The sequence below is a fragment of the Luteibacter mycovicinus genome, from assembly GCF_000745235.1.
GTDB lineage: Bacteria > Pseudomonadota > Gammaproteobacteria > Xanthomonadales > Rhodanobacteraceae > Luteibacter > Luteibacter mycovicinus.
This window is the reverse complement of record NZ_JQNL01000001.1, coordinates 2695610-2718817: the sequence shown is the minus strand read 5'-3', so window position 1 is coordinate 2718817 and position 23208 is coordinate 2695610. Positions and strand designations below refer to the sequence as shown.

Sequence of the window (23208 nt, the reverse complement as noted above, 5' to 3'; positions counted from 1 at the left end):
GGCGTGTCACCGCCGCGTCGCGAACGGCCACCGGTTATCATGGAGGGCATGAGCGCACTTCAACCTACAGCGCCGGAGCATTTTCCGGACGAGACCGTGAGCTTCGCGCTGGCGGGTCCCGCAGGCAAGCTCGAATGCGAAGCCAAGCCCAGCGACGCCGAACTCCGCCGCGATGCCATCGCCGTCATCTGCCACCCGTTGTCCACCGACGGCGGCAGCATGCATAACAAGGTGGTCACGATGGTCGAGCGCGCGCTACGCGAGTCCGGCCTGGACACCGTCATCTTCAACTTCCGCAGCGTCGGTCAGTCCGAAGGCGAGTTCGACGGCGGTGAGGGTGAGAGCGACGATCTCGCCGCGGTGGTCGACTGGGCGCGTAAGGCGCGACCGGGCGCCGCGCTCTGGCTCGCCGGCTTCTCCTTCGGCAGCTACGTGACCCTCCGCAACGCCGTGCGCCTCGACGCCCGTGCACTGATCAGCATCGCGCCTCCCGCCGCCGGTCGCGGCTGGGATTTCTCACAGGTCGAGCTGCCCGCGTGCCCGTGGCTGGTGGTCATGGGCGACGCCGACGAAATCGTCGAGCCGCAGGCCGTCTACGACTGGATCGAGAGCATCCCCGACGCGCAGCGGCCGCATCTGGTGAAGATGGAGGAGACCAGCCACTTCTTCCACCGCCGTCTCATGGATCTGCGGGGCGCCATCAAGAACGCGGTCAAGGAATGGCCGCCGGCGCCGCACGCCGCATGAACGGCACGGCAGCGACACCCGGCGAGCGTTACCGGGACGGCATCGCCGGCCACCGGTGGGAATCCGACCCCGCCCAACTGCCGGTGATCACCGAGTTCGACCGGCTGCACGCCGGCCTGTGCGCGCCGGTAACGGCGCCGGCCGGGGCTTGTTCGGCCGCCTGCGCAACATGCTCGGCGGCGAGCCGCGTCAGGCGGTTCCCGGGCTGTACCTGTGGGGAAGCGTCGGTCGCGGCAAGACCTTCCTGATGGATCTGTTCGTCTCGAGCCTCGCCCCCGGGCTGGCGCTGCGCCGGCACTTCCACCGTTTCATGCTGGAGGTTCACGGCATGCTGCGCGAGCTGGGCGAACGACAGAACCCGCTCGACGAAGTGGCCGGGCAGCTCGCCGCGAAGTGCCGGGTGCTCTGTCTCGACGAGTTTCTCGTGTCGGACATCGGCGACGCCATGATCATCGCCGGGCTGCTCGACGGCCTGTTCGCCCGTGGCGTCACGCTCGTCACCACTTCGAATACACCGCCATCCGGGCTCTACAAGGACGGCTTGCAGCGTGCGCGTTTCCTGCCCGCCATCGCGGCGATCGAGAAGCACTGCGTCGTCCACGAGATGGTCTCGCCGCGCGACTGGCGACTGCGCGCACTCAGCCAGGCGTCCGTCTATCTGGTGCCGCCCGGCCTGGAAGCCGAGCATTCGCTGACGCGGATCTTCTCGGGTCAGGCGCAGGGCGACACGATCGACGGTGGCGAACTCGCCATCAACGGACGCGAGGTGCCGGTGCGCAAGCGTGCCGGGAACATCGTATGGTTCGACTTCGCCGCGCTCTGCGAGGGGCCCCGTGCCGTCGCGGACTACATCGAACTGGCCAGGGCCTACCCCGCCGTCATCGTGTCCAACGTGCCTCAGTTCACCGTCTTCACCGAGAATGAAGCCAAGCGCTTCGTGCTGCTGGTCGACGAATTCTACGACCGCCACGTCAAGCTGGTGATATCCGCCGCGGCGCCGATCACCGAGCTCTATGACGGAACGAAGCTGCGCGCGGAGTTCGGTCGTACCGAGTCACGGCTGATCGAGATGCAGAGCGAGGACTACCTCGGGCGTGACCATAAGCCTTGATCCAGCGTGGACAGCGACGGCTGGAAGGCCGCATGCTTGGGGCTTCATGCTTTACGGGCGGGGTCACCCGCGCCACCTGACGAGGAACGCCATGGAACATTGCGAGCTGATTCCGGGTCGCGGCATTCGCCGCGGCGACACCGACATTTTCTTTGGCATGACGCGCAAGAAGCTCCGCGACGCGCTCGGCTGGAAGTCCGGTGGTGACAACATCTGGGACGATGAAGACGAATACAGCGACGCCGAAGGCAACGACTGGGTCCGGCTGCGCTTCCTCGACGACAAGCTTTGCGACATCGAGGTCATGGGCGGCCAGCTCACCCACGAAGGCATCGATCTGCTTCCCACCAGCATGCCCGCGTTGCGCGCGGCCCTGAAGAAAGGCGGGATGGCGCTGGAGAAGACGGAGTGGTTGTCCGAAGGGCACGACTGTGTCGACCTGCAGATCGTCGTCGCGTCCAAAGACGATATCGGCGACGCGGGCGACGAGATCGAATGGGTCATCACCAGCAGCGACTTCCGGGTCGAATGATCGGCCATGGCGCCATGATGGCAGGGCGCCTGCGCGCCGCTTCAGGCGTCCTGCTCGCCTTGTTGCTCACGGCCTGCGCCTCCGCGCCGGCCATCGCGCCGCAGCACAGTCCGCTGGCTCATTGGACGCCGTCGCCAAACTTCAATGCGCGCAAGCCCCAGCTCATCGTGCTTCACCACACGTCCATCGGCGATGCGAGCGCCGCGCTCCGCGTCCTGCGCACGCGTAACAGCGAAGGCCCCGTCAGCGCGCATTACCTGGTGGAAATGGATGGCCGCATCGACCAGCTGGTCGACGATGGCAACCGCGCCTGGCATGCGGGTGCGGCGCGCTGGGGCGACATGACCGACCTCAATTCATCGTCGATCGGCATCGAGATCGACAACGACGGGGTGTCGCCCTTCACCGAACCGCAGATCCAGGCACTGATCAACCTGCTCGCCGATCTGACCTCACGCCTCGGCATCCCGAGACAGGCCGTGGTCGGCCATGGAGATATCGCGCCGGGCCGCAAGAACGACCCGAGCGCGCTCTTCCCGTGGGCCACGCTGTCACGCTACGGCTTCGGTCTGTGGCCCGATGCCACGCTGCTACCCGCACCGGCCGGCTTCGACAGCCTCGCGGCCATGCGCCTTGTCGGCTACGACGTATCCAATCCTCGCAGCGCCATCATCGCGTTCCATCGGCACTACCGCGCCATGGAGACCGATGCGCTGGACGTGACCGACGCGGCGATCCTGTATTCGCTTCAGCGCAAGCTGATGGCGCCGCGTCAGTAAGCGAACGACGCGAACGCGGCGATGGTCCGATCCACGCCTTCATCATCGATGTCCAGATGGGTCACGAGGCGGACCGACGGCAGATAACCGATGCTCAGTCGCACGCCGGCGTTCGCCATGTGCGTGGCCAGATCCTTCAGCCGCGGGGCCGGAACGTCGACGAAAACCATGTTCGTATGGCAACCGGTGACATCGAGGCCATCGATTGCGCGCAGTCCGTCAGCGAGTCGCGCGGCACGGGCATGGTCGTCGGCGAGGCGCTCCACGTGGTGATCGAGCGCGTACATCGCGGCGGCGGCAAGCATGCCGGCCTGACGCCAGCCGCCACCGGCGACCTTGCGCCAGCGGCGGGCGCGTTCGATCAGGGCCGTGTCGCCCAGCAGCACCGAGCCCACGGGCGCGCCCAGACCCTTCGAGAGACAGACGGAGACGCTGTCGAAACCTGCGACGACATCGCGTGCCGGGCGACCGTAGGCGGTGGCCGCGTTGTAGAGGCGCGCGCCATCCAGATGCAGGCCGAGACCGCGACGGGTCGCGACTTCGCGCGCCTGTGCCAGATAGTCGAAGGGCAATGCCCGACCGTGCCAGGTGTTTTCCAGCGCCAGCAGGCGCGAGCGGGCGAAGTGCGGGTCCACCGGCTTGATCGACGCCTCGACCTTATCCAGCGGCAGCGTGCCGTCGGCGGCCTGCGGAATCGGCTGCGGCTGGATCGAACCGAGCACCGCCGCGCCGCCGCCTTCAAAACGATAGGTGTGGGCATCCGCACCCACGATGTATTCGTCGCCGCGCTCGCAGTGAGCCATCAGCGCCAGCAGATTGCTCTGCGTGCCGGTCGGCACGAACAGCGCGGCGGCAAAGCCGAGCTCACCGGCGAGGCGCTCCTGCAACGCGTTGACCGTGGGGTCCTCGCCATAGACATCGTCACCGACCGGCGCACGCAGCATGGCCTCGCGCATGGCGTCGGTGGGACGGGTAACGGTGTCGCTGCGCAGATCGATGAGGTTCATGAGCGTTGTCGGCAAGGAAGACGTATCGCCGATGGTACGCGAAGCCGTTCACGAATCAGTGGCCGACGCCACGGCATGCTTGTCCGATGATCACTATCGTCATGGGCGTCTCCGGCAGTGGCAAAAGTACGATAGGCGAGGGCCTGGCCGCGCGCCTTGGCCAGCCTTTCGTGGATGCCGACCCTCTCCATCCGCAGGTCAATCGCGACAAGATGGCCCGTGGCATTCCACTCGACGATACGGACCGCCAGCCCTGGCTGGAGGCCATCGTCGCCGAGATGGATCGCCATCGCGCGCTCGGCGAATCGATGGTGCTGGCATGTTCGTCGCTGAAGAAACGCTATCGCGATTTCCTGCGGCATGGACATGACGATGTGCGCTTCGTCTACCTGCATGCTTCGCGCGAGTTGCTGGCGGAACGGCTCGGTCATCGTAGTGGGCACTTCTTCGATCCGACCTTGCTGGACAGTCAGCTGGCGACGCTGGAGGAACCGTCAGCGGATGAGGCGCTGCGGATCAATGTGGGAATGCCTCCGGCCGAGGCGATCGAGAAAATCGTCCGGGCGGGGTGTCACGATGAGCAGGACGTGTGACGGTTCTAGCCACGGTAGTGACTCGGTGGCTTGCCCAGCGCCCGCCGGAACATCGTCGAGAAGCTCGCCGGACTCTCGTAGCCCAGATCCAGCGCGACCGTCGTCACCGTCGCTCCCGCGCCGAGGCGCGGCAATGCCGCAAGCAGGCATGCCTGCTGCCGCCATTGCGCGAAACTCATGCCGGTTTCCCGCCGGAACAGCCGCGTAAAGCTTCGCCGGTGCGTACCCAGCTCATCCGCCCAGTCGTCGATGCCCTCGGTCATCCGCGGGTGCTCCAGAAAGCGCGCGCAGCGCGCGGCAAGCCGCGTGTCGGTAGGGAGCGGTAACGCCAGCGGTATCGTCCGGGCGCTGCCCACTTCGGCCACCAGCAGCGACATCAGCATGCCGTCGCGGCCGACCAGATCGTATTCGCGAGGCACCTCGACCGCCGCGACCAGCAGCGCGCGCAGCAGGGGCGAGACGGCAAGTACACGGCAGACATCGCCCAGCGGGCTCGCGGCATCGTGTTCGGTGTAGACGCTGCGCGTGCTGACCGTGCCGATCATGCGCACGGAATGGGGCGTGGTGGCCGGAATCCACACCGCGCGTTCGGACGGCGCCAGCCAGGCCCCGTCGGGCGTGGTCACGGCGACCGTGCCGGCGGACGCGTAGAGCAGCTGGCCGCGACGGTGCCGGTGCGTCGCCAGCTCGAACGACGAGGGGTATTCGTTGCCGCTCGATACGACCGCCCGCGGCGTATCGTCGAAGACGTCGCGAAACGGGATGTCTGCGGTGTCCCGATCTCCAATACTCATGACCCATATCCTAGCGCGGGACAGGGTGGCCTCGTGTTCTCATAAGCCTCCCCCGCCCCAGGACACCCGCATGCAAGCGCCCGTGAGCGCCGCGGCAGACACGCCGCGCGCCGACCCGACCGTTTACGGCGTCATCTTCGCTATCAGCTTCTGCCATCTGCTCAACGACATGATGCAGTCGCTGCTGCCCGCCATCTATCCGGGTCTGAAGGCCGGCTTTCATCTGGACTTCGGCCAGATCGGCCTGATCACGCTGACCTACCAGATCACCGCGTCCATCCTGCAGCCGCTGGTGGGCCTTTACGCGGACCGCCGTCCCACGCCGCTGGCGCTGCCGGGCGGCACGCTGTTCTCGCTGGCCGGTCTGCTGGTGTTGTCGGCGGCACATACCTACCCGATGCTGCTGATCGGCGCGGCGTTGCTCGGCATGGGCTCGTCCGTGTTCCACCCCGAATCCTCGCGCGTGGCGCGGATGGCCTCGGGTGGTCGTCATGGCCTGGCCCAGTCACTGTTCCAGGTCGGCGGCAACGCCGGGCAGGCACTGGGTCCGCTTGCCGCGGCGATCGTCGTGGTCCGCTGGGGCCAATCGAGCCTGGCCTTCTTCGCCATGTTGGCCCTTCTCTCCGGCGCGGTGCTGTGGAACGTCGGCCAGTGGTATCGCCATCACGGCCTGCCACGCCTCAACGCGAGCGCCGGCAAGCACGCGTCCATCGCGCCGAGCAGCAAGGATGCGAAGCGCGGCATCGCCGTCCTGCTCGCGCTGATCTTCTCCAAGTACGTGTACCTCGCGAGTCTGACGAGTTACTTCACCTTCTACCTGATCCACCGTTTCAACGTGTCCGTGCAGAACGCGCAGCTGCACCTGTTCGTCTTCCTCGGCGCGGTCGCGGTCGGGACGGTGCTGGGTGGTCCGCTGGGCGACCGTTTCGGGCGCAAGCGGGTGATCTGGTTCTCGATCCTGGGCACCCTGCCCTTCACCCTGTTGCTGCCGCACGCCAGCCTGTTCTGGACGGCGCCGCTGACGGTGGCGATCGGGCTGATTCTGGCCTCGGCGTTTCCGGCGATCGTGGTGTTCGCGCAGGAGCTGGTGCCGGGTAAGGTCGGGATGATCTCGGGATTGTTCTTCGGCTTTTCGTTCGGGATGGGCGGGCTGGGTGCCGCGGGGCTGGGCGAGCTGGCCGACCACCTCGGGATCGAGGCGGTGTATCAGGTTTGTGCGTTCTTGCCGTTGATCGGGTTGCTGGCGGCGTTCTTGCCGGAGCCCAGAAAGGCCTGATCCTGCAGGAGCGCGCCTTGCGCGCGACATCGGCATGGCAGACCGATCGCGCGCGGGGCGCGCTCCTACAGGAGCGCGCCCCGCGACGTTTTTTTACTTCGGCAACGCGTAAGCGATCACCCAGTCGCCCTGCTTCGTGCCCAGGGAACCATGTCCGCCGGCGACCACCAGCAGGTACTGCCGGCCGCTGCTGTCGGCATAGGTCATCGGCGTTGCCTGGCCGCCGGCCGGCAGACGCGATTCCCAGAGCTTTTTGCCCGTACGGACGTCGTACCCACGCACGTAATAGTCGAGCGTGCCGCTGAGGAAGGTGACGCCGCCAGCCGTGGTCACCATACCGCCAAGGCTGGGCACGCCAAGCGGCATCGGGATCGGCAGCGGCGCGCTGTCGACGATGGTGCCGTTCTTGTGCCGCCACATCATCTTGCCGCTGCGCAGGTCCACGCCCGCGACATAGCCCCACGGCGGTGCCTGGCACGGAATGCCCAGCGGCGACAGGAAGGCCGACAGCTCGATGCCGTAGGGAATGCCTTCGGCTTTCTTGACGCCCTCGGTCTCGCTCTTCGCCGGGCCGACTTCCATCTTCGCCAGCTCTTCCTTCGGAATCAGCTTCGACTGGAAGGCCATGTAACTCGGATTGATCAGCATCAGCTGGCGCGTCGGATCGACCGACACGCCACCCCAGTCGAACACGCCGAAGTTACCCGGAAACACCAGCGATCCCTGCAGCGAGGGCGGAGTGAACATACCGTCGTAACGCAGCGAGCGGAAACGTACGCGGCACCAGAGCTGATCCAGCGGCGTGGTGCCCCACATGTCCCTCTCGCGTACCTGCGGCGGCGCGAAGTTCAGGTCGGACAACGGCTGCGTGGGTGCCGTATGGTCGCCCGCCACGGCACCCTGCGGGCGCGGTACTTCCTGAATCGGCACGATCGGTGTCCCGTCGCGGCGGTCCAGCACGTACACGCTACCCTGCTTGGTCGATGCGATCACCGCGGGCTTTACGCCGTCCGCGGTCTGCAGGTCGATCAGGGTCGGCTGGCCACCCACATCCATGTCCCACAAATCGTGGTGGGTGAACTGGTAGTTCCACTTCACCTTGCCCGTGGCGACGTCGAGGGCGACGAGACCTGCACTGTACTTTTCCGACGTCGGCGTACGACCGCCGCCGAACTGATCCGGCGTCTGGTTGCCCATCGGCAGATAGACGATGCCGAGGCCTTCGTCGACGCTGAAGAGCGACCAGACGTTGGGCGAGTTGCGCGTGTAGATGCCGTCGGGCCCGATCGGCGCGGTCGCGTCCGGATTGCCCGGATCCCAGTTCCAGACGAGGTGACCGTCATGCACGTCGAAGGCACGGATCACGCCGGACGGCTCGTTGGTCGACTCGTTGTCGGTCACGTGACCGCCGATGATCACGAGGTCTTTCGTCACGGCGGGTGGCGACGTCGAGTAATAGCCGCCCGGGGTGAACGGGCCGACATTCGTCCGCAGGTTCACCGTCCCCTGCTGGCCGAAGTCCGTGCACGGCTGGCCGTTGTCCGCATCGAGCGCGATCAGGCGCGCATCCGCCGTCGGCAGGAACAGACGGCGCGGGCAGCTTGCCGTGGCAATGGCCGACGGCGGCAGCGGTGCGGTCGACGCGACCGCCGGCACTCCGGCCGCCGTGGTCGCCGGAGCGGGAATCACCGCCGCCGCATACTTCGCATCGTCGTGATAGGACACGCCGCGGCAGGTCATGTGCTCCCAGTGTTTGAAGCCGACGGGGCTCTGGATCTTCGGGTCGAACTCCCAGCGCTTCTCACCGGTGGCCGCATTCACCGCGATCACCTTACTGTGCGGCGTGCACAGATACACGGTGTCACCGATCTTCAGCGGCGTGTTCTCCGCCGTGGTCTCGGCGGGGTCATCCGGGCCGGGCACATCGCCGGTCTGAATCTTCCACGCCACCTGAAGCTGGCCGACGTTATCGGGGGTGATCTGCTTCAACGGCGAGTACCGCTGACCGTAGGGCGAACCGCCGTAGTCGGTCCAGTCGCTGTCCGGGCGCGCGGCACGGTCGCCTTGCGGTCCCGAGACATCGGCCATCGGAAGCTCGCCCGGCAGGTCGTGATCGATATGCAGCGCACCGACGATGCCGACGGCGGCGACGATCAGCAACGATAGAAAGAGAAAACCGCCGCCGGTGCCGCGTGCCGTTTCGCCAAAGCGATCGTGGCCGAGCCCGCGTCGCGGCCAGGGCAACAAGAGCCATAGGCCGAGCACAAACCAGACATCCAGGCGCGGCAGAAGCTGCCACCAGTCCCACCGTACTTCCCACACGGCCCAGGCCGCGGTGGCGATCAGCAGCAGGGCGTAGATCGGTACGGCGAGCCGCACGCGGAACAGCAGCAGCGCGGCGACCAGCAACGTGATCGCGCCCGCGGCCAGGTAATACACGGAGCCGCCGGATCCGAAGAGGCGGATGCCGCCCAGCAGCATCACGGCACCCCAGAGGGCGAAGACCAGCGCGCTGAACAGCGTCGCCGGGTGGAATCTCCTGACTCGGTTCATACGGACTCACTCATGGCGTCGGCCCTCCCCTGGCGGACAGATTCGTGCGGAAGACGTGAATCCGAGGTGGAGGCGCGGATGATCCGGATCGTGCCCAGAATCATCCTTTCGCGGGGCTTACATCGCCTCGCCTCCGGCAAGCTCCGCGATCATCGTGTCCCGCATCAGATACTTCTGCACCTTGCCAGTGACCGTCATCGGAAACGCGTCGACGAAGCGCACGTAATGCGGCACCTTGAAGTACGCGAGATGCTTGCGGCAATAGTCCTGAATCGAAGCGACCGTGGCCGGCGAGCCTTCACGCAGACGAATCCAGGCGCATACCTGCTCACCCAGCCGCGGGTCGGGCACGCCGAACACCTGCACGTCCTGGATGTCCGGGTGGCCGTAGAGGAACTCCTCGATCTCACGCGGATAGATGTTCTCGCCACCGCGGATGATCATGTCCTTCAGCCGGCCGACGATGGTGCAGTAACCGGCATCGTCCAGCGTCGCCAGGTCGCCCGTGTGCATCCAGCGCGCCTCGTCGAGCGCCATGCGCGTGTTCGCATCGTCGTTCCAGTAGCCGCGCATGACCGAGTAGCCGCGGGTCAGCAGTTCGCCCGTCATGCCTCGCGGTACCACGCGGCCCTGCTCGTCGACGATCTTCACCTCGACATGCGGGTGTACGCGGCCCACCGTCGACACACGCAGGTCGAGCGGGTCTTCCGGAATGGTCTGGAAACTGACCGGGCTGGTCTCGGTCATGCCGTAGGCGATGGTCACCTCGCTCATGTGCATCTCACGAACCACGCGTCGCATCACCTCGATGGGACAGGGCGAACCCGCCATGATGCCGGTACGCAGCGTGCTGAGATCGAACTCGTGAAAGCGTGGATGCTCGAGCTCCGCGATGAACATGGTGGGCACGCCGTGCAAGCCGGTACATCGTTCCTCGGCCACGGTCTCCAGCGTCGTCAGCGCGTCGAACCCTTCGCCCGGGATGACCATGCAGGCGCCGTGCGTCACGCAGGCCAGATTACCCAGCACCATGCCGAAGCAGTGATAGAACGGCACCGGAATGCACAGACGATCTTCCTCAGTCAGACGCATCGCCTCACCGATGAAGAATCCATTGTTGACGATGTTGTGGTGGGTCAGCGTGGCGCCTTTGGGCGCACCCGTGGTGCCGGAGGTGAACTGGATATTTACCGCGTCGTCGAAACCCAGCTCCGGTTCGATCGCCCGCAGTCGGGCGCGTGCGGCGTCATCCGCGCGCAGGTCCTGCCAACGCAGCGTGCCGGGGGCGGCTTCATCGTCCAGCAGGATGACGTGGCGCAGATCGGGCAACGCAGCCGCACGCAGACCGCCCGGTGGGGCGGAGGCCATCTCGGGCGCGAGACCGGTAAGGATCTCCAGGTAATGCGAACTCTTGAAGACACGGGGCAGGATCAGCGCGCGACAACCGACCTTGTTCAACGAATAAGCCAGTTCGTGAGAACGATAGGCCGGGTTGATGTTGACCAGGATCAGTCCGGCTTTGGGCGCCGCGAACTGGGCCACCACCCACTCCGCGCGATTGGGCGCCCAGATGCCGACGCGATCGCCCGGATCCAGACCGAGGGCGAGCAGCCCGGCCGCCACGCGGGCGACTTCGGCCTGGAACTCCGCATACGTCCAGCGCACACCCTGCTGACGCACGACCAGCGCGGGCCGGTCGGGCCAGCGCCCGGCGATACGGTCGAGCAGTGCGCCGACCGTCTCCCCGAGGAGGGGCGTGGCGCTTGCGCCGTGGACGTAGCTGGGAGCGTGGTGCATGCGGGGTCTCGTGCCGGTGCGATGACACCAGCATAAAACACCCTCAGGCGAACTCCACCCAGGCATCGCTGCCGGTCGCGGCCGGCGCGGTCGCCTTGCCGACCTGACCGAAACGGGCATCATGCGCGGCGCGTTCGGCGGGCGAGGCTTTCAGCGCCGGCCGCTCGACCGCGTCCACGGTGAAGAACGCCACCTGATCGCGCAGCGACTGGGCCTGGTCCTGCATCGACTTGGCGGCGGCCGCGGCCTCCTCGACCAGTGCCGCGTTTTCCTGGGTGACCTGATCGATCTGTGCGATCGCGGTATTGACCTGATCCACGCCGGCCGACTGCTCGGCACTCGCGGCGGCGATCTCCGCGACGATATCGGTGACCTTCTTGACGCTGGCGACGATGCTCGTCAGGGCGGTCGACGACTGCTCGACCAGTGAGGCACCCGCTTCGACACGCTCGCCGCTTTCGACGATCAGGCGTTTGATCTCCCTGGACGCGGACGCGCTGGACTGAGCCAGGCGGCGCACCTCGGCGGCGACTACCGCGAAGCCACGCCCCTGCTCGCCGGCACGTGCCGCTTCCACCGCCGCATTCAATGCCAGCAGATTGGTCTGGAAAGCGATCTCGTCGATCAGGCCGACGATGTCGGCAATGCGACGACTGGAATCACCGATCTGGATCATCGCGTCCATCGCCTGGGCGACGACGTCGCCGCCCTTCTCCGCTTCGCGACGCGCATGCCGGGAGAGGCGATCCGCGGCGACGGCGTTCTCCGCGTTCTGTTTCACCGTCGCGGTCATCTCTTCCATCGACGCGGCGGTTTCTTCGAGGCTGGACGCCTGTTCCTGCGTGCGCTGCGACAGGTCGTCGTTGCCCCGGGCAATCTCGCCCGAGGTGGTCGACACGACATGTGCGCCTTCCTGTACCTCGGTCACGATGGACGACAGCGTGGCGCGCATGCGCTCGAGCGCGCCGAGCAGGCTGGCGGGCGCGAACGTGGTGCCATCGGTGCGCAGATCGCCCCCGGCGATACGCCCGGCGATCTCCACCGCGTCACGCGGCTCGCCGCCCACCGTGGTACGGATGCTGCTCATGGACAGCCAGACGATGAACATCGCGAGCACCGCGATGATGCCCGACTTCATCAGGTCGCGTTTCAGCTGCGCGGCGAAGGCGGCGTCGATATCATCGAAGTAGGCACCGGAAATCAGATGCAGATCCCACGGCTTGTACCACGACGAGTAGCTGATCTTGTCGCGCAGCTCCTTCGTCTTGGGCATGATCTGCGTGTAACGCGTGACGCCGTGGCCGGCGGCGATATCCGCCTTGAGCATGGCCTCGTAATGGTGGAAGCCCTTGCCATCCGCATCGTCGCGGATGTTCTGGCCGACCTCGTCGTGGCGCAGAGGATGCATACGCATGGCCAGCGTCGAATCGAAAGCGAACACGTAGCCCTTGCCGTCGTCCCAGCGCATCGACTCGACCGCCTCAAGGGCGGCGACACGGGCTTCCACGTCGCTCATCTCACCCCTGGCGGCTCGCGCGTGGTAGCCGTCGACGATGGCGATCGCCGCGTCCACGTGCTGGGTCAGCGTGTCCTGCAGGTCGCGCATCTGCACCGCGCGGCTTTCGATGCCCGACATCACGGTCTGCGCCAAGAGGCCGAGCACCACGACCGTCATCACCATCCACACGCGCGTATTCAGCCGCGTGCGGCCAAACCAGTTTTTTATCGACGACATGCCCCTCACCCCCGTGATTCCCCGTATAGGCGTTATCGGCAAGCCGGGCGTCAAACTTTATTGCAGAGATGTGAAGGGACAATGCGGCAGCGCATCATCCGGTAAAGAGCAGGCGCGTCCCTCACGCGACTCACCTACGGCGTGGAAAAGCGATGCCTCCCCGAGGAAACCACCACCTCGCCCCGCCCCGGCAACCGCACCACCGCCTCCGCCCCCACCGGCACAAGCACCTCGGCCACCACTTTCCCACCCTCTTTGCTCCAGGCCACCGAGGCCTCGCCATAAGGCGTCATCACCGATGCCGATGCGTGGTCCAGCCATGCTGTCAGCGCAGGACGCACCTCGAACCGGCGCCATCCCGCCTCCAGCGGACGCAGGCCCGCGACATCGCCAAAGAGCCAGTCGTCCACGGTGCCCAGGAAGTAATGGCCCCTGGAGCGCGATGCGAGCTTCCAGTGCTCCCACAAGCTGGTCGCCCCGTGGTCGCGCCAGAACCCCCAGCTCGGAAACGTCGTCTGCGTCGCGATACGCCAGGCGTCGTCGGCGTGACCGGTCGCGGTGAGCACCGGCAGAATCACCTTCGTCGCGAGCGCACCCGTGTCGAGGTGATCGCCCCGCGTTTTCGCATCCGCCGCCACGCCGGCGGCGACCCGCTCGCGCAACGCGTCTGGCACGAGACCGAACGACAGCGCCAGCAGGTTGTGCGCCTGGCGGTAGCCGCTGTCCCCTTCCCCGCGGTATCGGGCGGCGTCGCGGTCGAGGAAGCGCGCATTGAACGCGTCGCGCACGATCTCAGCCTTCGCGTCGAAACCATCCGCGCGCTTCGTGTCGCCGAGGAGGCGATACATGCTCGCCACCGTACGCTCCATGCCATAAAGGTACGCCGTGGCGGCGACATGCTTGTCCTCGGGGGCATTCTCGCCACCCGGGTCGGTCTCGGGACTGACCCAGTCACCCAGTTCGGTGTCCGCGATGCCTCCCGGTGACCGGGCGTCCTCCATCGCGACATAGCGCGAGATGCCATCGAGGTGTTCCTCCATGGGTCGGCGGTCTCCCGTCTGCATCCACAGCGACCAGGGAATGAACACGTACGCCGAGTGCCAGGTGGGCGCGCGCACCTTGCCCCAGCCGGGGTTAGGTGCGATCAGCAACGGGACGCCATCGGGCCCGCGCGTGTCGGCGATATCGCGGACCCATTTCGCGAGCAGGCGTCCCGTGTCGAGGTTCCGCAGGAACATGTCCGCACCGACCATGCCGTCACCGGTCCAGCCATTCTTCTCGTACATCGGCGTATCGGTCGGAATGCCGTAGAGATTGTTGAGCATGGTGTCGACGGCCGCGCGGTGGATCCAGTCGAGCAACGCATTCGCGCTGTCGAAGTGCCCGGTCTCGGCGACGTCGGTGTGTATGACCTGTGCGGTCACCGCGCCGGGGAGCGGCTTGCCGCCAGGCCATCCATCGACCTGTACATAGCGAAAGCCCTTGTACGAGAAATGCGGATGCCAGTGCTCACGCACGCCAGCCAGGGTAAGCCGGTCGGTCTGGAAACCCTGCCTGAAATAATGATGCTCATCGCGTGCGTCGACCGTGCCGTCGGGCATCAGCTTCTCACCGTAGTGCGCCGTGACCGTCGCTCCCGACGGTCCCGACACGTCGAACGTCGCCCAGCCGGCGATAACGCGCGGAAAAGCGAAAACATACGTACCGGGTTTCGGCTCCGTCACCTCGACGGCGTTCAACGTATCCACGACCCGTATGGGCTGCTCGGTCTGCGCGACGAGCGTTCCGCGCGGGGCGGGCAGCTCACTTGCGGCGGCCCATGTCGACGGGGATGCGAGACGCGCATCGTAGTTTTCGCCGCCGTACAGATCGTCGAGCCGTGTCGGGCCATCGGCGAGCTTCCACCCCGCGTCGCTGACGATGTCCTGCCGGTGACCGTCGGCATAGCGGATGCGCAGCAGTGCTCGCAGGCGCGGCTGCCCGTGCCACGGGGCTTTCTCCCAATGCCAGACGTTGGGGTTGGTCATGCCATAGAAGCCGCGGCCGAGCTCGGCACTCAGCGTATGCTCCCCGGCATCGAGCCGCACGTCGGTGGCGACGACTTCCACGCGCTTGTCGTAGTCGGTGAAGCCGGGCGACAGCACCGCGTCGCTCACGGGCTGCCCGTCGATCGACATATCCGCGTATCCGCCAGCCGCCACGTAGAGCGTGGCGCGATCGACCTTGCCGTTTACCCGAAACGTCTTGCGCAACAGCGGCGCGGGCAAGCTCGTGGCGTCCGCCTTGCCGATCCAGCGCGCGCCCTGCCAGCCTGAGTCATCGAGCGCGGTGTCGAAGTGCGAGCTCACCACACCCTGGCCGTCCGACGTACGCACCTGCGCACGCCAGTCGTAACGTTCGCCTGGTGCCAGCGCGGGTCCCGCGTAGTCGATGTCGAAGGATCGGGTCGAACGTACGTCGCCGCTGTCCCACACGGTTCTTCCGGCTTGCGTGACGACGATGCGATAGCCCGTCTGCACCGTGCCGTTGCGATCGCTCCGGACGATCCACGAAAAACGTGGCTTGGCCACGTCGACATACGTGGGAGTATCGCTGCGCTCGACACGTGGCGCATGGACGCTGACGGTGGCATGGACCAGCGGAGCGAAGGGCAGAAGAACGAAAGCGAACCGGCGGAGTGAGTGCAAGCGGATGGCCTCGGGCGCGATGACTTCCGAGCATATCGCGAAGGCGTAGTGAGGAGACCGCATACATCCATCTAACGTGAAAAGGTTTATCCCTTTCCCACCTTCGCCACCGGAGCCACGTCATGAAGACCGCCATTGCCGGCATCGTCCTCGCCGCCACGCTTGCCTCGGGCGGCGCCGCCGCAGCCCAGCTCGACAGCCTCAAGGGCATGATGGGAGGATCCGGATCGCTCACCTCGGGCAGCGCCAGCAACGCCGCAGGCATTCTCCAGTACTGCATGACCAACAACTACCTCGGTGGCGACAGCGGCGCCAGCGGGGTCAAGGACAAGCTGCTCGGCAGCCTGAGCGGCGACCACCAGGCTGCGGACAACGACGCCGGCAGCTCCTCGACCCGCTCGATGCTCGGCAAATTTACGGGCGGATCGAACACGAAAACCGACACCGCGCCCACCCAGGACAAAGGGTACTTGGATGGCGCACGGGGCATCCTGACGTCGGGCGACGGCAAGTCGCTGAATCTGGGTGGCGCCAGCGGCGCGTCATCGGGCAACGGTGACCTGAAGGCGCAGCTCACCCGCAAGGTGTGCGACGCCGTACTGAAGCAAGGCAGGAAGATGGCCGGCATGTAACGAACACTGACAGTGCGTGGACGGCGCATGGACGCGCCGCCCCGTACACCTGACGTCCTCCCCACCCAAGAGGACTTCCCCATGACAGATGTCACGAACGATTCGTATGCGATGCGCGACCCACGCACGCAGTATCCGCAACCCGACTTCTCCAAACAGCCGCAGCCCGCGCCGGGTCTCGCAAAGGAGATGTCACCGAAGCCCGATCACGGCGAAACCAGCTATCGCGGTAACGGTCGCCTGAAAGGCCGTAAGGCACTGGTGACCGGCGGTGATTCCGGCATCGGCCGCGCGGCGGCGATCGCGTTCGCGCGGGAAGGTGCCAGTGTGGTGATCAACTATCTTCCGTCCGAACAGAAGGATGCCGACGAGGTCGTCGCGCTGCTCAGCGGCGAAGGTCACACCATCGTCGCCGTGCCGGGTGACCTGAGCGACGAGGCGTTCTGCAAGGATCTGGTCAAGCGCACCGTGAAGGAACTCGGTGGCCTCGACATCCTCGCCAACGTGGCAGGCCGTCAGCAGTTCAGCAAGTCGATCGACGAACTGGACACCGCGTCGTTCGAAGCGACGTTCCGCACCAACGTCTTCGCGCTGTTCTGGCTGAGCAAGGCTGCGCTGGAACACATGCCGCCGGGCGCGACGATTGTCAACACGGCCTCGATTCAGGCTTATGAGCCGTCGGACATCCTGCTGGACTATGCGCCGACGAAAGCGGCGATCGTCGCCTTCACCAAGGCATTGTCGAAGCAGGTGATCGAGAAGGGCATCCGCGTGAATGCCGTGGCGCCGGGTCCGGTCTGGACACCGCTGCAGCCGAGCGGTGGTCAGCCGCAGGAGAAGGTGGTGGAGTTCGGCAAGAACGTACCGCTGGGACGTCCGGGCCAGCCGGTGGAATGTGCGCCATTGTACGTGTTGCTCGCCAGCCAGGAGTCGAGCTTCATTACCGGTGAGACGTACGGGGTGACGGGGGGCAATACCCTGCCCTGACTTCCGGTGTCGTCCTCGTGGCGGCCGGTGCACTGGCCGCCGTCAGCCCCGGGTGATCCGTCCCAGTGCTTCCATCAGATCGGCGACGCCGTAGGGCTTGATGATGACCGCCGTATGCGAATCGCGCTGAACGCCATTCGCCAGGTGATCGCCTGTAGCGAATATCACCGGTAGCTCCGGCTGGTTTTCGCGCAGGCGCTCCGCCACCTCGACACCGCTCATGCCGGGCAGGCCCACATCGGCGAGCAGCACGTCAATACCCTCGACACCGTGCAGGCGGATCGCCTCGTTGCCGTCGCCCGCCTCGAACGCCGTGTGCCCGCGGCTTTCCAGCATCTCCGCGATGGACATGCGGATCAGCGCATCGTCCTCCAGGACGAGGACACGCAAAGGACGCAGCGCGGCAGAAGACGATGCTGAGGAACCGGCAGCGGGTGCCGATACCGTTTCGGCGATCGTGCGCGGGACGCGCGAGCTCAACAACTGACGCACACGCCGTGCCAACTGCTCGCGCGTGTACGGCTTGCTGAGCAGTTCAACGCCTTCGTCGAGACGGCCACCGTGGACGATAGCGTTCTCCGTGTAGCCCGAGGTGAACAACACAGCGATCCCCGGCTGGCGCTCGACGGCTTTGCGCGCCAGCTGCGGACTGCGCAGCGGACCGGGCATGACCACGTCGGTAAACAGCAGGTCGATGGCGATGCCACTTTCGATGATCGACAGGGCGCTCTCCGCGTCACGCGCCTTGAGCACCCGATAGCCCAATTCACCCAGCATGCCCACGACAGTCTCGCGCACGGCTTCATCGTCTTCGGCGACGAGGATCGTCTCGTCACCGCCGCGCACCGCTTCTTCCTCGATGGCTACCACGCGATCTTCGCTCTGCGTCGAACGCGGCAGGTAGATCTTGACCGTCGTGCCTTCACCGGCCTCGCTATACATCTTGACGTGGCCGCCGGACTGTTTGACGAAGCCGTAGACCATCGAAAGGCCAAGGCCCGTTCCACGCCCTTCCGGCTTGGTCGTGAAGAAGGGATCGAACACCTTGTCGAGGATGTCGTGCGGAATACCGGTACCGGTATCGGTCACGGCGAGCATGACGTACTGGCCCGGCCGCAGGTCGCCGTGTGCCGTGGCATAGGCCTCGTCGAGCAAGGCGTTACCGGCTTCGATGGTGAGCTTGCCCTGCCCGTGCATCGCGTCGCGTGCATTGATCGCGAGATTCAGCAGCGCGTTCTCGACATTGGACGGATCGACCAGCGTGTTCCACAAGCCACCGGCGATGACGGTCTCGACCTCGATGGCCTCACCGAGCGCGCGGCGCAACAGTTCGTCCATGTCGCGGATGAAGCGACCGATGTTGACGACCTTGGGCGCGAGCGGCTGACGCCGGCCGAAGGCGAGCAACTGGGCGGCCAGCTTGGAGCCACGGGTGACGCCGGCCATCGCATTGGCGACGCGCCGCTCGGCCCGTTCGTTGCCCGACACATCCGCGCCAAGCAGCTGCAGATTGCCGCTGATGACTTGCAGGAGGTTATTGAAATCGTGCGCGACGCCACCGGTCAGGTTGCCTATCGCATCCATCTTCTGCGCCTGGCGCAGCTGTTCCTGGGCGGCATCCAGTTCAGCGTCGCGTGCGCGCTCGCTGGTGACGTCACGCGCCACGGCGAAGATCATGCCCTCACTCGGGACCGCCCGCCAGGACAGGTGCCGGAAGCCACCGTCCGCGGTGCGGTAGCGGTTCTCGAAACGGAGCGTAGCCACACCGTCGGCCAGCTGCTCGGTTTCCTCACCAGTGCGCCCGGTGTCGTCCGGATGCACGAAGTCCAGATAGGAGCGGCCGATGGTGTCGCGCTCGCTCCAGCCGAGAATCGCGGTCCACGCCGGGTTGACCGAGAGCAGGCGGGTGTCGGTGTCGGCGACGACGAGGATGTCGCTCGACAGGCGCCAGATGCGGTCGCGTTCCAGCGTACGTTCGGCGACCTGACGCTCCAGACTGTGCGCGAACTCGAGCAGCTCGGCCTCGGCGCGACGGCGCTCCACCGCGACGCGCGTGCGATGGGCGACCTCGCGGACGAAGTCGATCTCTTCTTCCGGCCACTCCCGCGGGCTTTCGTGGTTCAGATAGAGCAGCGCCACCGTGCCGCCACGCTCGGTCACCGGCATGTTGATGAACGAGGTGGCGCTGATCGACGCCAGCGCGTCCGCCGTATGGATCGTGCGCGGGTCCTTGTACGCATCGGACACGACCGCGGTACGGCCGGCCTTGATATCGTCGATGTAGGAGCCGTATTCACGGAAGTTGAGGACACCGGCGATCGTGACGATGCCCGGCGCGTTCCAGTCGCGCTCGATCGTGATGGTCTCCGCGATCGTGTCCACCGAGCCATAGCCCGCACGGCTGACATGAAGCGCGCGGCCGAGTACCTCGGCCACGCGGTAGGCGATCTCGGCGGGATCTTCGACTTCGCGGAGGATGTCGCTGACCTCGATCAGCGCCACACGACGCTCTTCGATGGTGCGCGCGGCCTCGGTCTGCCCGGACAGCGGGCGGATGCTCACGATGAAGGACGCCTGGCCCAGCGCCGAAGCGCGCCACGGCTCGATCGAGACCCGCCAGGTGGCGCCCTCCACGGAGCCCAGGGCCAGCTCTCGGACGCCCCCGGCGTCAGCAAGCGACAAGGCGGTCTCGAGGCGAGACCGGCTTTCCTCATTCCACCAGGTCAGAAAGCCGCACGCACCCGCGTCGCGGAGGCGTGCCGTCATCCAGGCATTGGCATACAGGAGCTCGCCATCCGCCGTGACGGCGGTGAAGCCGAAGGGCAGCGCGTCGAACGCATCGGTGACCAGGGCATGTTCCTGCAGCGCGAACGTCAAGGTCATCTAGCGAGCGATCCTATGAGGGATCGCAGATGTTATCGGTTAGAGGTCATGCGCTTTGTGTAGACGATCTTCACAAAACCCTCATGGTCCTCTTCGTCGCGGGGCGGGAAAGGGGTTGCAAAAAATCACTTGCGGCGGATCAAGCACATAGCGGCGACACCCTACATCTTGTGTTGACGCTGCCACCCCCCGCCTATATGGTGTGTCCCGTTGGTGTCCGGAGAGGCGCGACTGCCCGTCGGACTTAATAGGGAATCCGGTGCGAATCCGGAACTGCCCCGCAGCGGTAAATGGAAACGATCCCGTTCAATGCACTGGTCCTTCAGGGGCTGGGAAGCGACGGGTAGGCGGACCGAAAGGTCCATGTCCATGAGTCCGAAGACCTGCCAGCAATCGGTGCCCGGGCGGCCTCGATAGTGGTGACGGCTTCCGCGGGGAAGCACGTCGCGGACCGGAGCCCCTTCGCGGCGCGCTCCGTCCCCGGCCGTTTCCCGCATCAGCCCCATCCCTCACGAGCCAGCCGACCGGGAACGGGTGATAGAACCTGGGGCGAGCCAAGACAATGACCACGATGGATTCTTCCGCGCGCGAGCGCACCGAGACGGCCGATGCCGCCGTCTCCGCCAATAACACTACGGACAAGGCGCCTGCCGCCGGCTACCGCAGCGACCCGCCGCCGGCGTTCGCGCTGACGCCCCCGCACAACCCTGGCCAGATGCGCGTCACCAAGCGCAACGGCGGCCAGGAAGTCGTCGACGTGAACAAGATCGTGCGCGCGGTGACCCGCAGCGCCGACGGCCTGTTCGCGGTCGACCCCATGCGCGTCGCCCTGAAGACCATCGGCGGACTCTACGATGGCGCCACCACGCAGGAACTCGACCAGCTGTCGATCCGCACCGCCGCGGCGCTCACCGCCGAAGAACCGGAGTACGGCCAGCTGGCCGCACGCCTGCTCGCCGCCTTCGTCGACAAGGAAGTGTCCGGACAGGACATCCAGTCGTTCTCGCAGTCGATCTCCACCGGTTTCGACCTGGGCATCCTCAACGAGCGCCTGCGTGACTTCGTCCTGGTCAATGCGCGCAAGCTCAATGACGCCATCGACACGACCGGGTCGCGCCGCTTCGAGTACTTCGGCCTGCGCACGGTTTATGACCGCTACCTGCTGCGTCACCCGACGAAGCGCTTCGTCATCGAGACGCCGCAGTATTTCTTCATGCGCATCGCCTGCGCGCTCGGCGGCAACGACGTGGCCGAGACGCTCGAGCTGTATCGCATGCTGTCGTCGCTGGAGTACCTGGCCAGCTCGCCGACCCTGTTCAATGCCGGTACGGCGCACGAGCAGCTGTCGTCGTGCTTCCTGCTGGACTCGCCGCAGGATGCCCTGGAGTCGATCTACGCCAAGTACGGCGACGTGGCCCAGCTGTCCAAGTTCGCCGGCGGTATCGGCCTGGCTTACTCGCGCATCCGTTCGCGCGGTTCGCTGATCAAGGGTACCAACGGTCATTCCAACGGCCTCGTGCCCTGGCTGAAGACGCTGGACGCCTCGGTCGCCGCGGTAAACCAGGGTGGCAAGCGCAAGGGCGCCGCCTGCGTGTACCTCGAGTCCTGGCACGCCGACATCGAGGAATTCCTCGAGCTGCGTGAGAACACCGGCGACGACGCGCGCCGCACGCACAACCTCAACCTGGCCAACTGGGTGCCCGACCTCTTCATGCGCCGCGTGGAGACCGACGGCGACTGGTCGCTGTTCGATCCGAAGATCGTGCCGCACTTCGTCGACACCTGGGGCGCGACGTTCGAGGCCGCCTACGAGAAGGCCGAGGCCGAGGGCCTGGCCGCCAAGTCGATCAAGGCGCGCGAGCTGTACGCCCGCATGCTGCGCTCGCTGGCACAGACCGGCAACGGCTGGATGACCTTCAAGGACCGCTCGAACGCCACGAGCAACCAGACCGCGCGTCCGGAAAACGTCATTCACCTGTCCAACCTGTGCACCGAGATCCTTGAAGTCACCTCCGAGGGCGAGACCGCCGTGTGCAACCTCGGCTCGGTCAACCTGGCCCGGCACGTGGTGGACGGTCAGTTCGACTACGAGAAGCTCGGTACCACGGTGCGCACCGCCGTGCGTCAGCTCAACCGCGTCATCGACCTCAACTTCTACCCGATCGCCACGGCGAAGACGGCCAACATGAAGTGGCGTCCGGTGGGTCTGGGCGTGATGGGCCTGCAGGACGTCTTCTTCAAGCTGCGCCTGCCCTTCGACTCCGAAGAAGCGCGCAAGCTGTCCACGCGCATCCAGGAAGAGATCTATTTCCACGCGCTGTCGATGTCCAACGAGATCGCCGAGCGCGACGGTGCCCACCCGGGCTTCGACGAAACCCGCGCCGCCAACGGCGAGCTTCAGTTCGACTACTGGCCGGCGGCCACGCCGACCGGCGTAGAGGGCCGCTGGGCCGAGCTGCGCGAGAAGATCAAGGCCAAGGGCCTGCGCAATTCGCTGGTCATCGCCATCGCTCCGACCGCCACGATCGCTTCGATCGCCGGCTGCTACGAGTGCATCGAGCCGCAGGTGTCCAACCTGTTCAAGCGCGAGACGCTCTCGGGCGACTTCCTCGTCGTCAACCGTTATCTGGTCGATGAGCTGAAGACGCTGGGCCTGTGGACCGCCGACGTGCGCGATCAGATCAAGCTCGCCGAAGGTTCGGTGCAGGGCATCGCCGCGATTCCGGCCGCGCTGCGCGAGGTCTACCGCACGACGTGGGAGCTGCCGCAGAAGGCACTGATCGATCTCGCCGCCGCGCGTGGTGCGTACATCGACCAGAGCCAGTCGCTGAACCTGTTCATGGAAAACCCGAACATCGGTCAGCTGTCCTCGATGTACATGTACGCGTGGAAGTCGGGCATCAAGACGACCTACTACCTGCGTTCGCGTCCCGCCACCCGCATCGCGAAGACCACGGTGAGCTCGTCGTCGGCCTCGCTGCCCACGCCGGCCGCTCCGGTCGCCGATGCGCAGGAGCAGGCCGAAGCCGCGGTGTTCTGCTCGCTCGAGAACCCCGAGTACTGCGAAGCCTGCCAATAAAAGCAACGCGCCCCGC

The 23208-nt window shown here is 66.1% G+C and carries 16 protein-coding genes and 1 riboswitch; of the genes, 9 read left to right on the top strand and 7 right to left on the bottom strand.

Annotation, left to right across the window (positions count from 1 at the left end):
* Positions 1-48 precede the first annotated feature (48 nt).
* The 4 genes from FA85_RS11910 (at position 49) to FA85_RS11895 (ending at position 3169) form a co-directional block, all read left to right on the top strand.
* Positions 49-747 carry an alpha/beta hydrolase gene (locus tag FA85_RS11910; protein WP_036116490.1) on the top strand — a complete coding sequence of 233 codons (699 nt, stop codon included), beginning with the start codon at positions 49-51 and terminating at the stop codon, positions 745-747.
* A gap of 118 nt (positions 748-865) precedes the next feature.
* Positions 866-1858 (top strand): cell division protein ZapE, encoded by a 993-nt coding sequence (gene zapE / locus FA85_RS11905; protein WP_343122866.1) that lies wholly within the window; start codon positions 866-868, stop codon positions 1856-1858.
* 91 nt (positions 1859-1949) lie between these two features.
* Positions 1950-2390: a hypothetical protein gene (locus FA85_RS11900; RefSeq protein ID WP_036116491.1), complete on the top strand. Its 441-nt coding sequence runs from the start codon at positions 1950-1952 to the stop codon at positions 2388-2390.
* Positions 2354-3169 (top strand): N-acetylmuramoyl-L-alanine amidase, encoded by an 816-nt coding sequence (locus FA85_RS11895; protein WP_239739904.1) that lies wholly within the window; start codon positions 2354-2356, stop codon positions 3167-3169. Before FA85_RS11900 ends, FA85_RS11895 begins: the two co-directional genes overlap by 37 nt.
* Here the strand turns inward: FA85_RS11895 and ltaE are convergent.
* The gene (ltaE, locus tag FA85_RS11890) at positions 3163-4176 is read right to left on the bottom strand and encodes a low-specificity L-threonine aldolase (RefSeq protein WP_036116492.1); all 1014 of its coding nucleotides are present in this window, start codon (positions 4174-4176) and stop codon (positions 3163-3165) included. The genes FA85_RS11895 and ltaE overlap by 7 nt on opposite strands.
* A gap of 86 nt (positions 4177-4262) precedes the next feature.
* Between ltaE and FA85_RS11885 the strand changes: the two genes are divergently transcribed.
* The gene (locus FA85_RS11885) at positions 4263-4769 is read left to right on the top strand and encodes a gluconokinase (protein WP_036116493.1); all 507 of its coding nucleotides are present in this window, start codon (positions 4263-4265) and stop codon (positions 4767-4769) included.
* A gap of 5 nt (positions 4770-4774) precedes the next feature.
* Here FA85_RS11885 and FA85_RS11880 read toward each other — a convergent pair whose 3' ends face one another.
* Positions 4775-5563, bottom strand: coding sequence for an AraC family transcriptional regulator (locus FA85_RS11880; protein ID WP_051944062.1), 789 nt, complete (start codon positions 5561-5563; stop codon positions 4775-4777).
* Between the two features lie 70 nt (positions 5564-5633).
* Between FA85_RS11880 and FA85_RS11875 the strand changes: the two genes are divergently transcribed.
* Positions 5634-6839, top strand: coding sequence for an MFS transporter (locus FA85_RS11875; RefSeq protein WP_036116494.1), 1206 nt, complete (start codon positions 5634-5636; stop codon positions 6837-6839).
* A 93-nt stretch (positions 6840-6932) separates the two neighbouring features.
* On the opposite strand, the gene FA85_RS11870 is transcribed toward FA85_RS11875, so the two are convergent.
* The 4 genes from FA85_RS11870 to FA85_RS11855 all read right to left on the bottom strand — a co-directional run bounded on the left by FA85_RS11870 (position 6933) and on the right by FA85_RS11855 (position 15611).
* Positions 6933-9392 (bottom strand): membrane-bound PQQ-dependent dehydrogenase, glucose/quinate/shikimate family, encoded by a 2460-nt coding sequence (locus FA85_RS11870; RefSeq protein WP_036116495.1) that lies wholly within the window; start codon positions 9390-9392, stop codon positions 6933-6935.
* A 117-nt stretch (positions 9393-9509) separates the two neighbouring features.
* A complete protein-coding gene (locus FA85_RS11865) occupies positions 9510-11189 on the bottom strand; it encodes an AMP-binding protein (RefSeq protein WP_036116496.1) in 1680 nt (559 codons plus the stop codon).
* Between the two features lie 43 nt (positions 11190-11232).
* A complete protein-coding gene (locus FA85_RS11860) occupies positions 11233-12924 on the bottom strand; it encodes a methyl-accepting chemotaxis protein (protein WP_051944064.1) in 1692 nt (563 codons plus the stop codon).
* A gap of 134 nt (positions 12925-13058) precedes the next feature.
* Positions 13059-15611: an alpha-L-rhamnosidase gene (locus tag FA85_RS11855; protein ID WP_197056536.1), complete on the bottom strand. Its 2553-nt coding sequence runs from the start codon at positions 15609-15611 to the stop codon at positions 13059-13061.
* 122 nt (positions 15612-15733) lie between these two features.
* On the opposite strand from FA85_RS11855, the gene FA85_RS11850 reads away from it, so the two are divergent.
* On the top strand, positions 15734-16243 hold the full coding sequence (locus FA85_RS11850; protein WP_036116497.1) for a DUF2501 domain-containing protein: 510 nt from the start codon (positions 15734-15736) through the stop codon (positions 16241-16243).
* Between the two features lie 81 nt (positions 16244-16324).
* Positions 16325-17230, top strand: coding sequence for an SDR family oxidoreductase (locus FA85_RS11845; protein ID WP_036116498.1), 906 nt, complete (start codon positions 16325-16327; stop codon positions 17228-17230).
* 42 nt (positions 17231-17272) lie between these two features.
* Here the strand turns inward: FA85_RS11845 and FA85_RS11840 are convergent, their stop codons facing one another.
* On the bottom strand, positions 17273-20113 hold the full coding sequence (locus FA85_RS11840) for a hybrid sensor histidine kinase/response regulator (protein ID WP_051944068.1): 2841 nt from the start codon (positions 20111-20113) through the stop codon (positions 17273-17275).
* Positions 20114-20307: 194 nt separating this feature from the next.
* Positions 20308-20518: riboswitch (cobalamin riboswitch) on the top strand.
* A gap of 166 nt (positions 20519-20684) precedes the next feature.
* Here FA85_RS11840 and FA85_RS11835 point away from each other — a divergent pair.
* On the top strand, positions 20685-23192 hold the full coding sequence (locus FA85_RS11835; protein WP_428977047.1) for a ribonucleoside-diphosphate reductase subunit alpha: 2508 nt from the start codon (positions 20685-20687) through the stop codon (positions 23190-23192).
* The last annotated feature ends 16 nt before the right edge of the window (positions 23193-23208 follow it).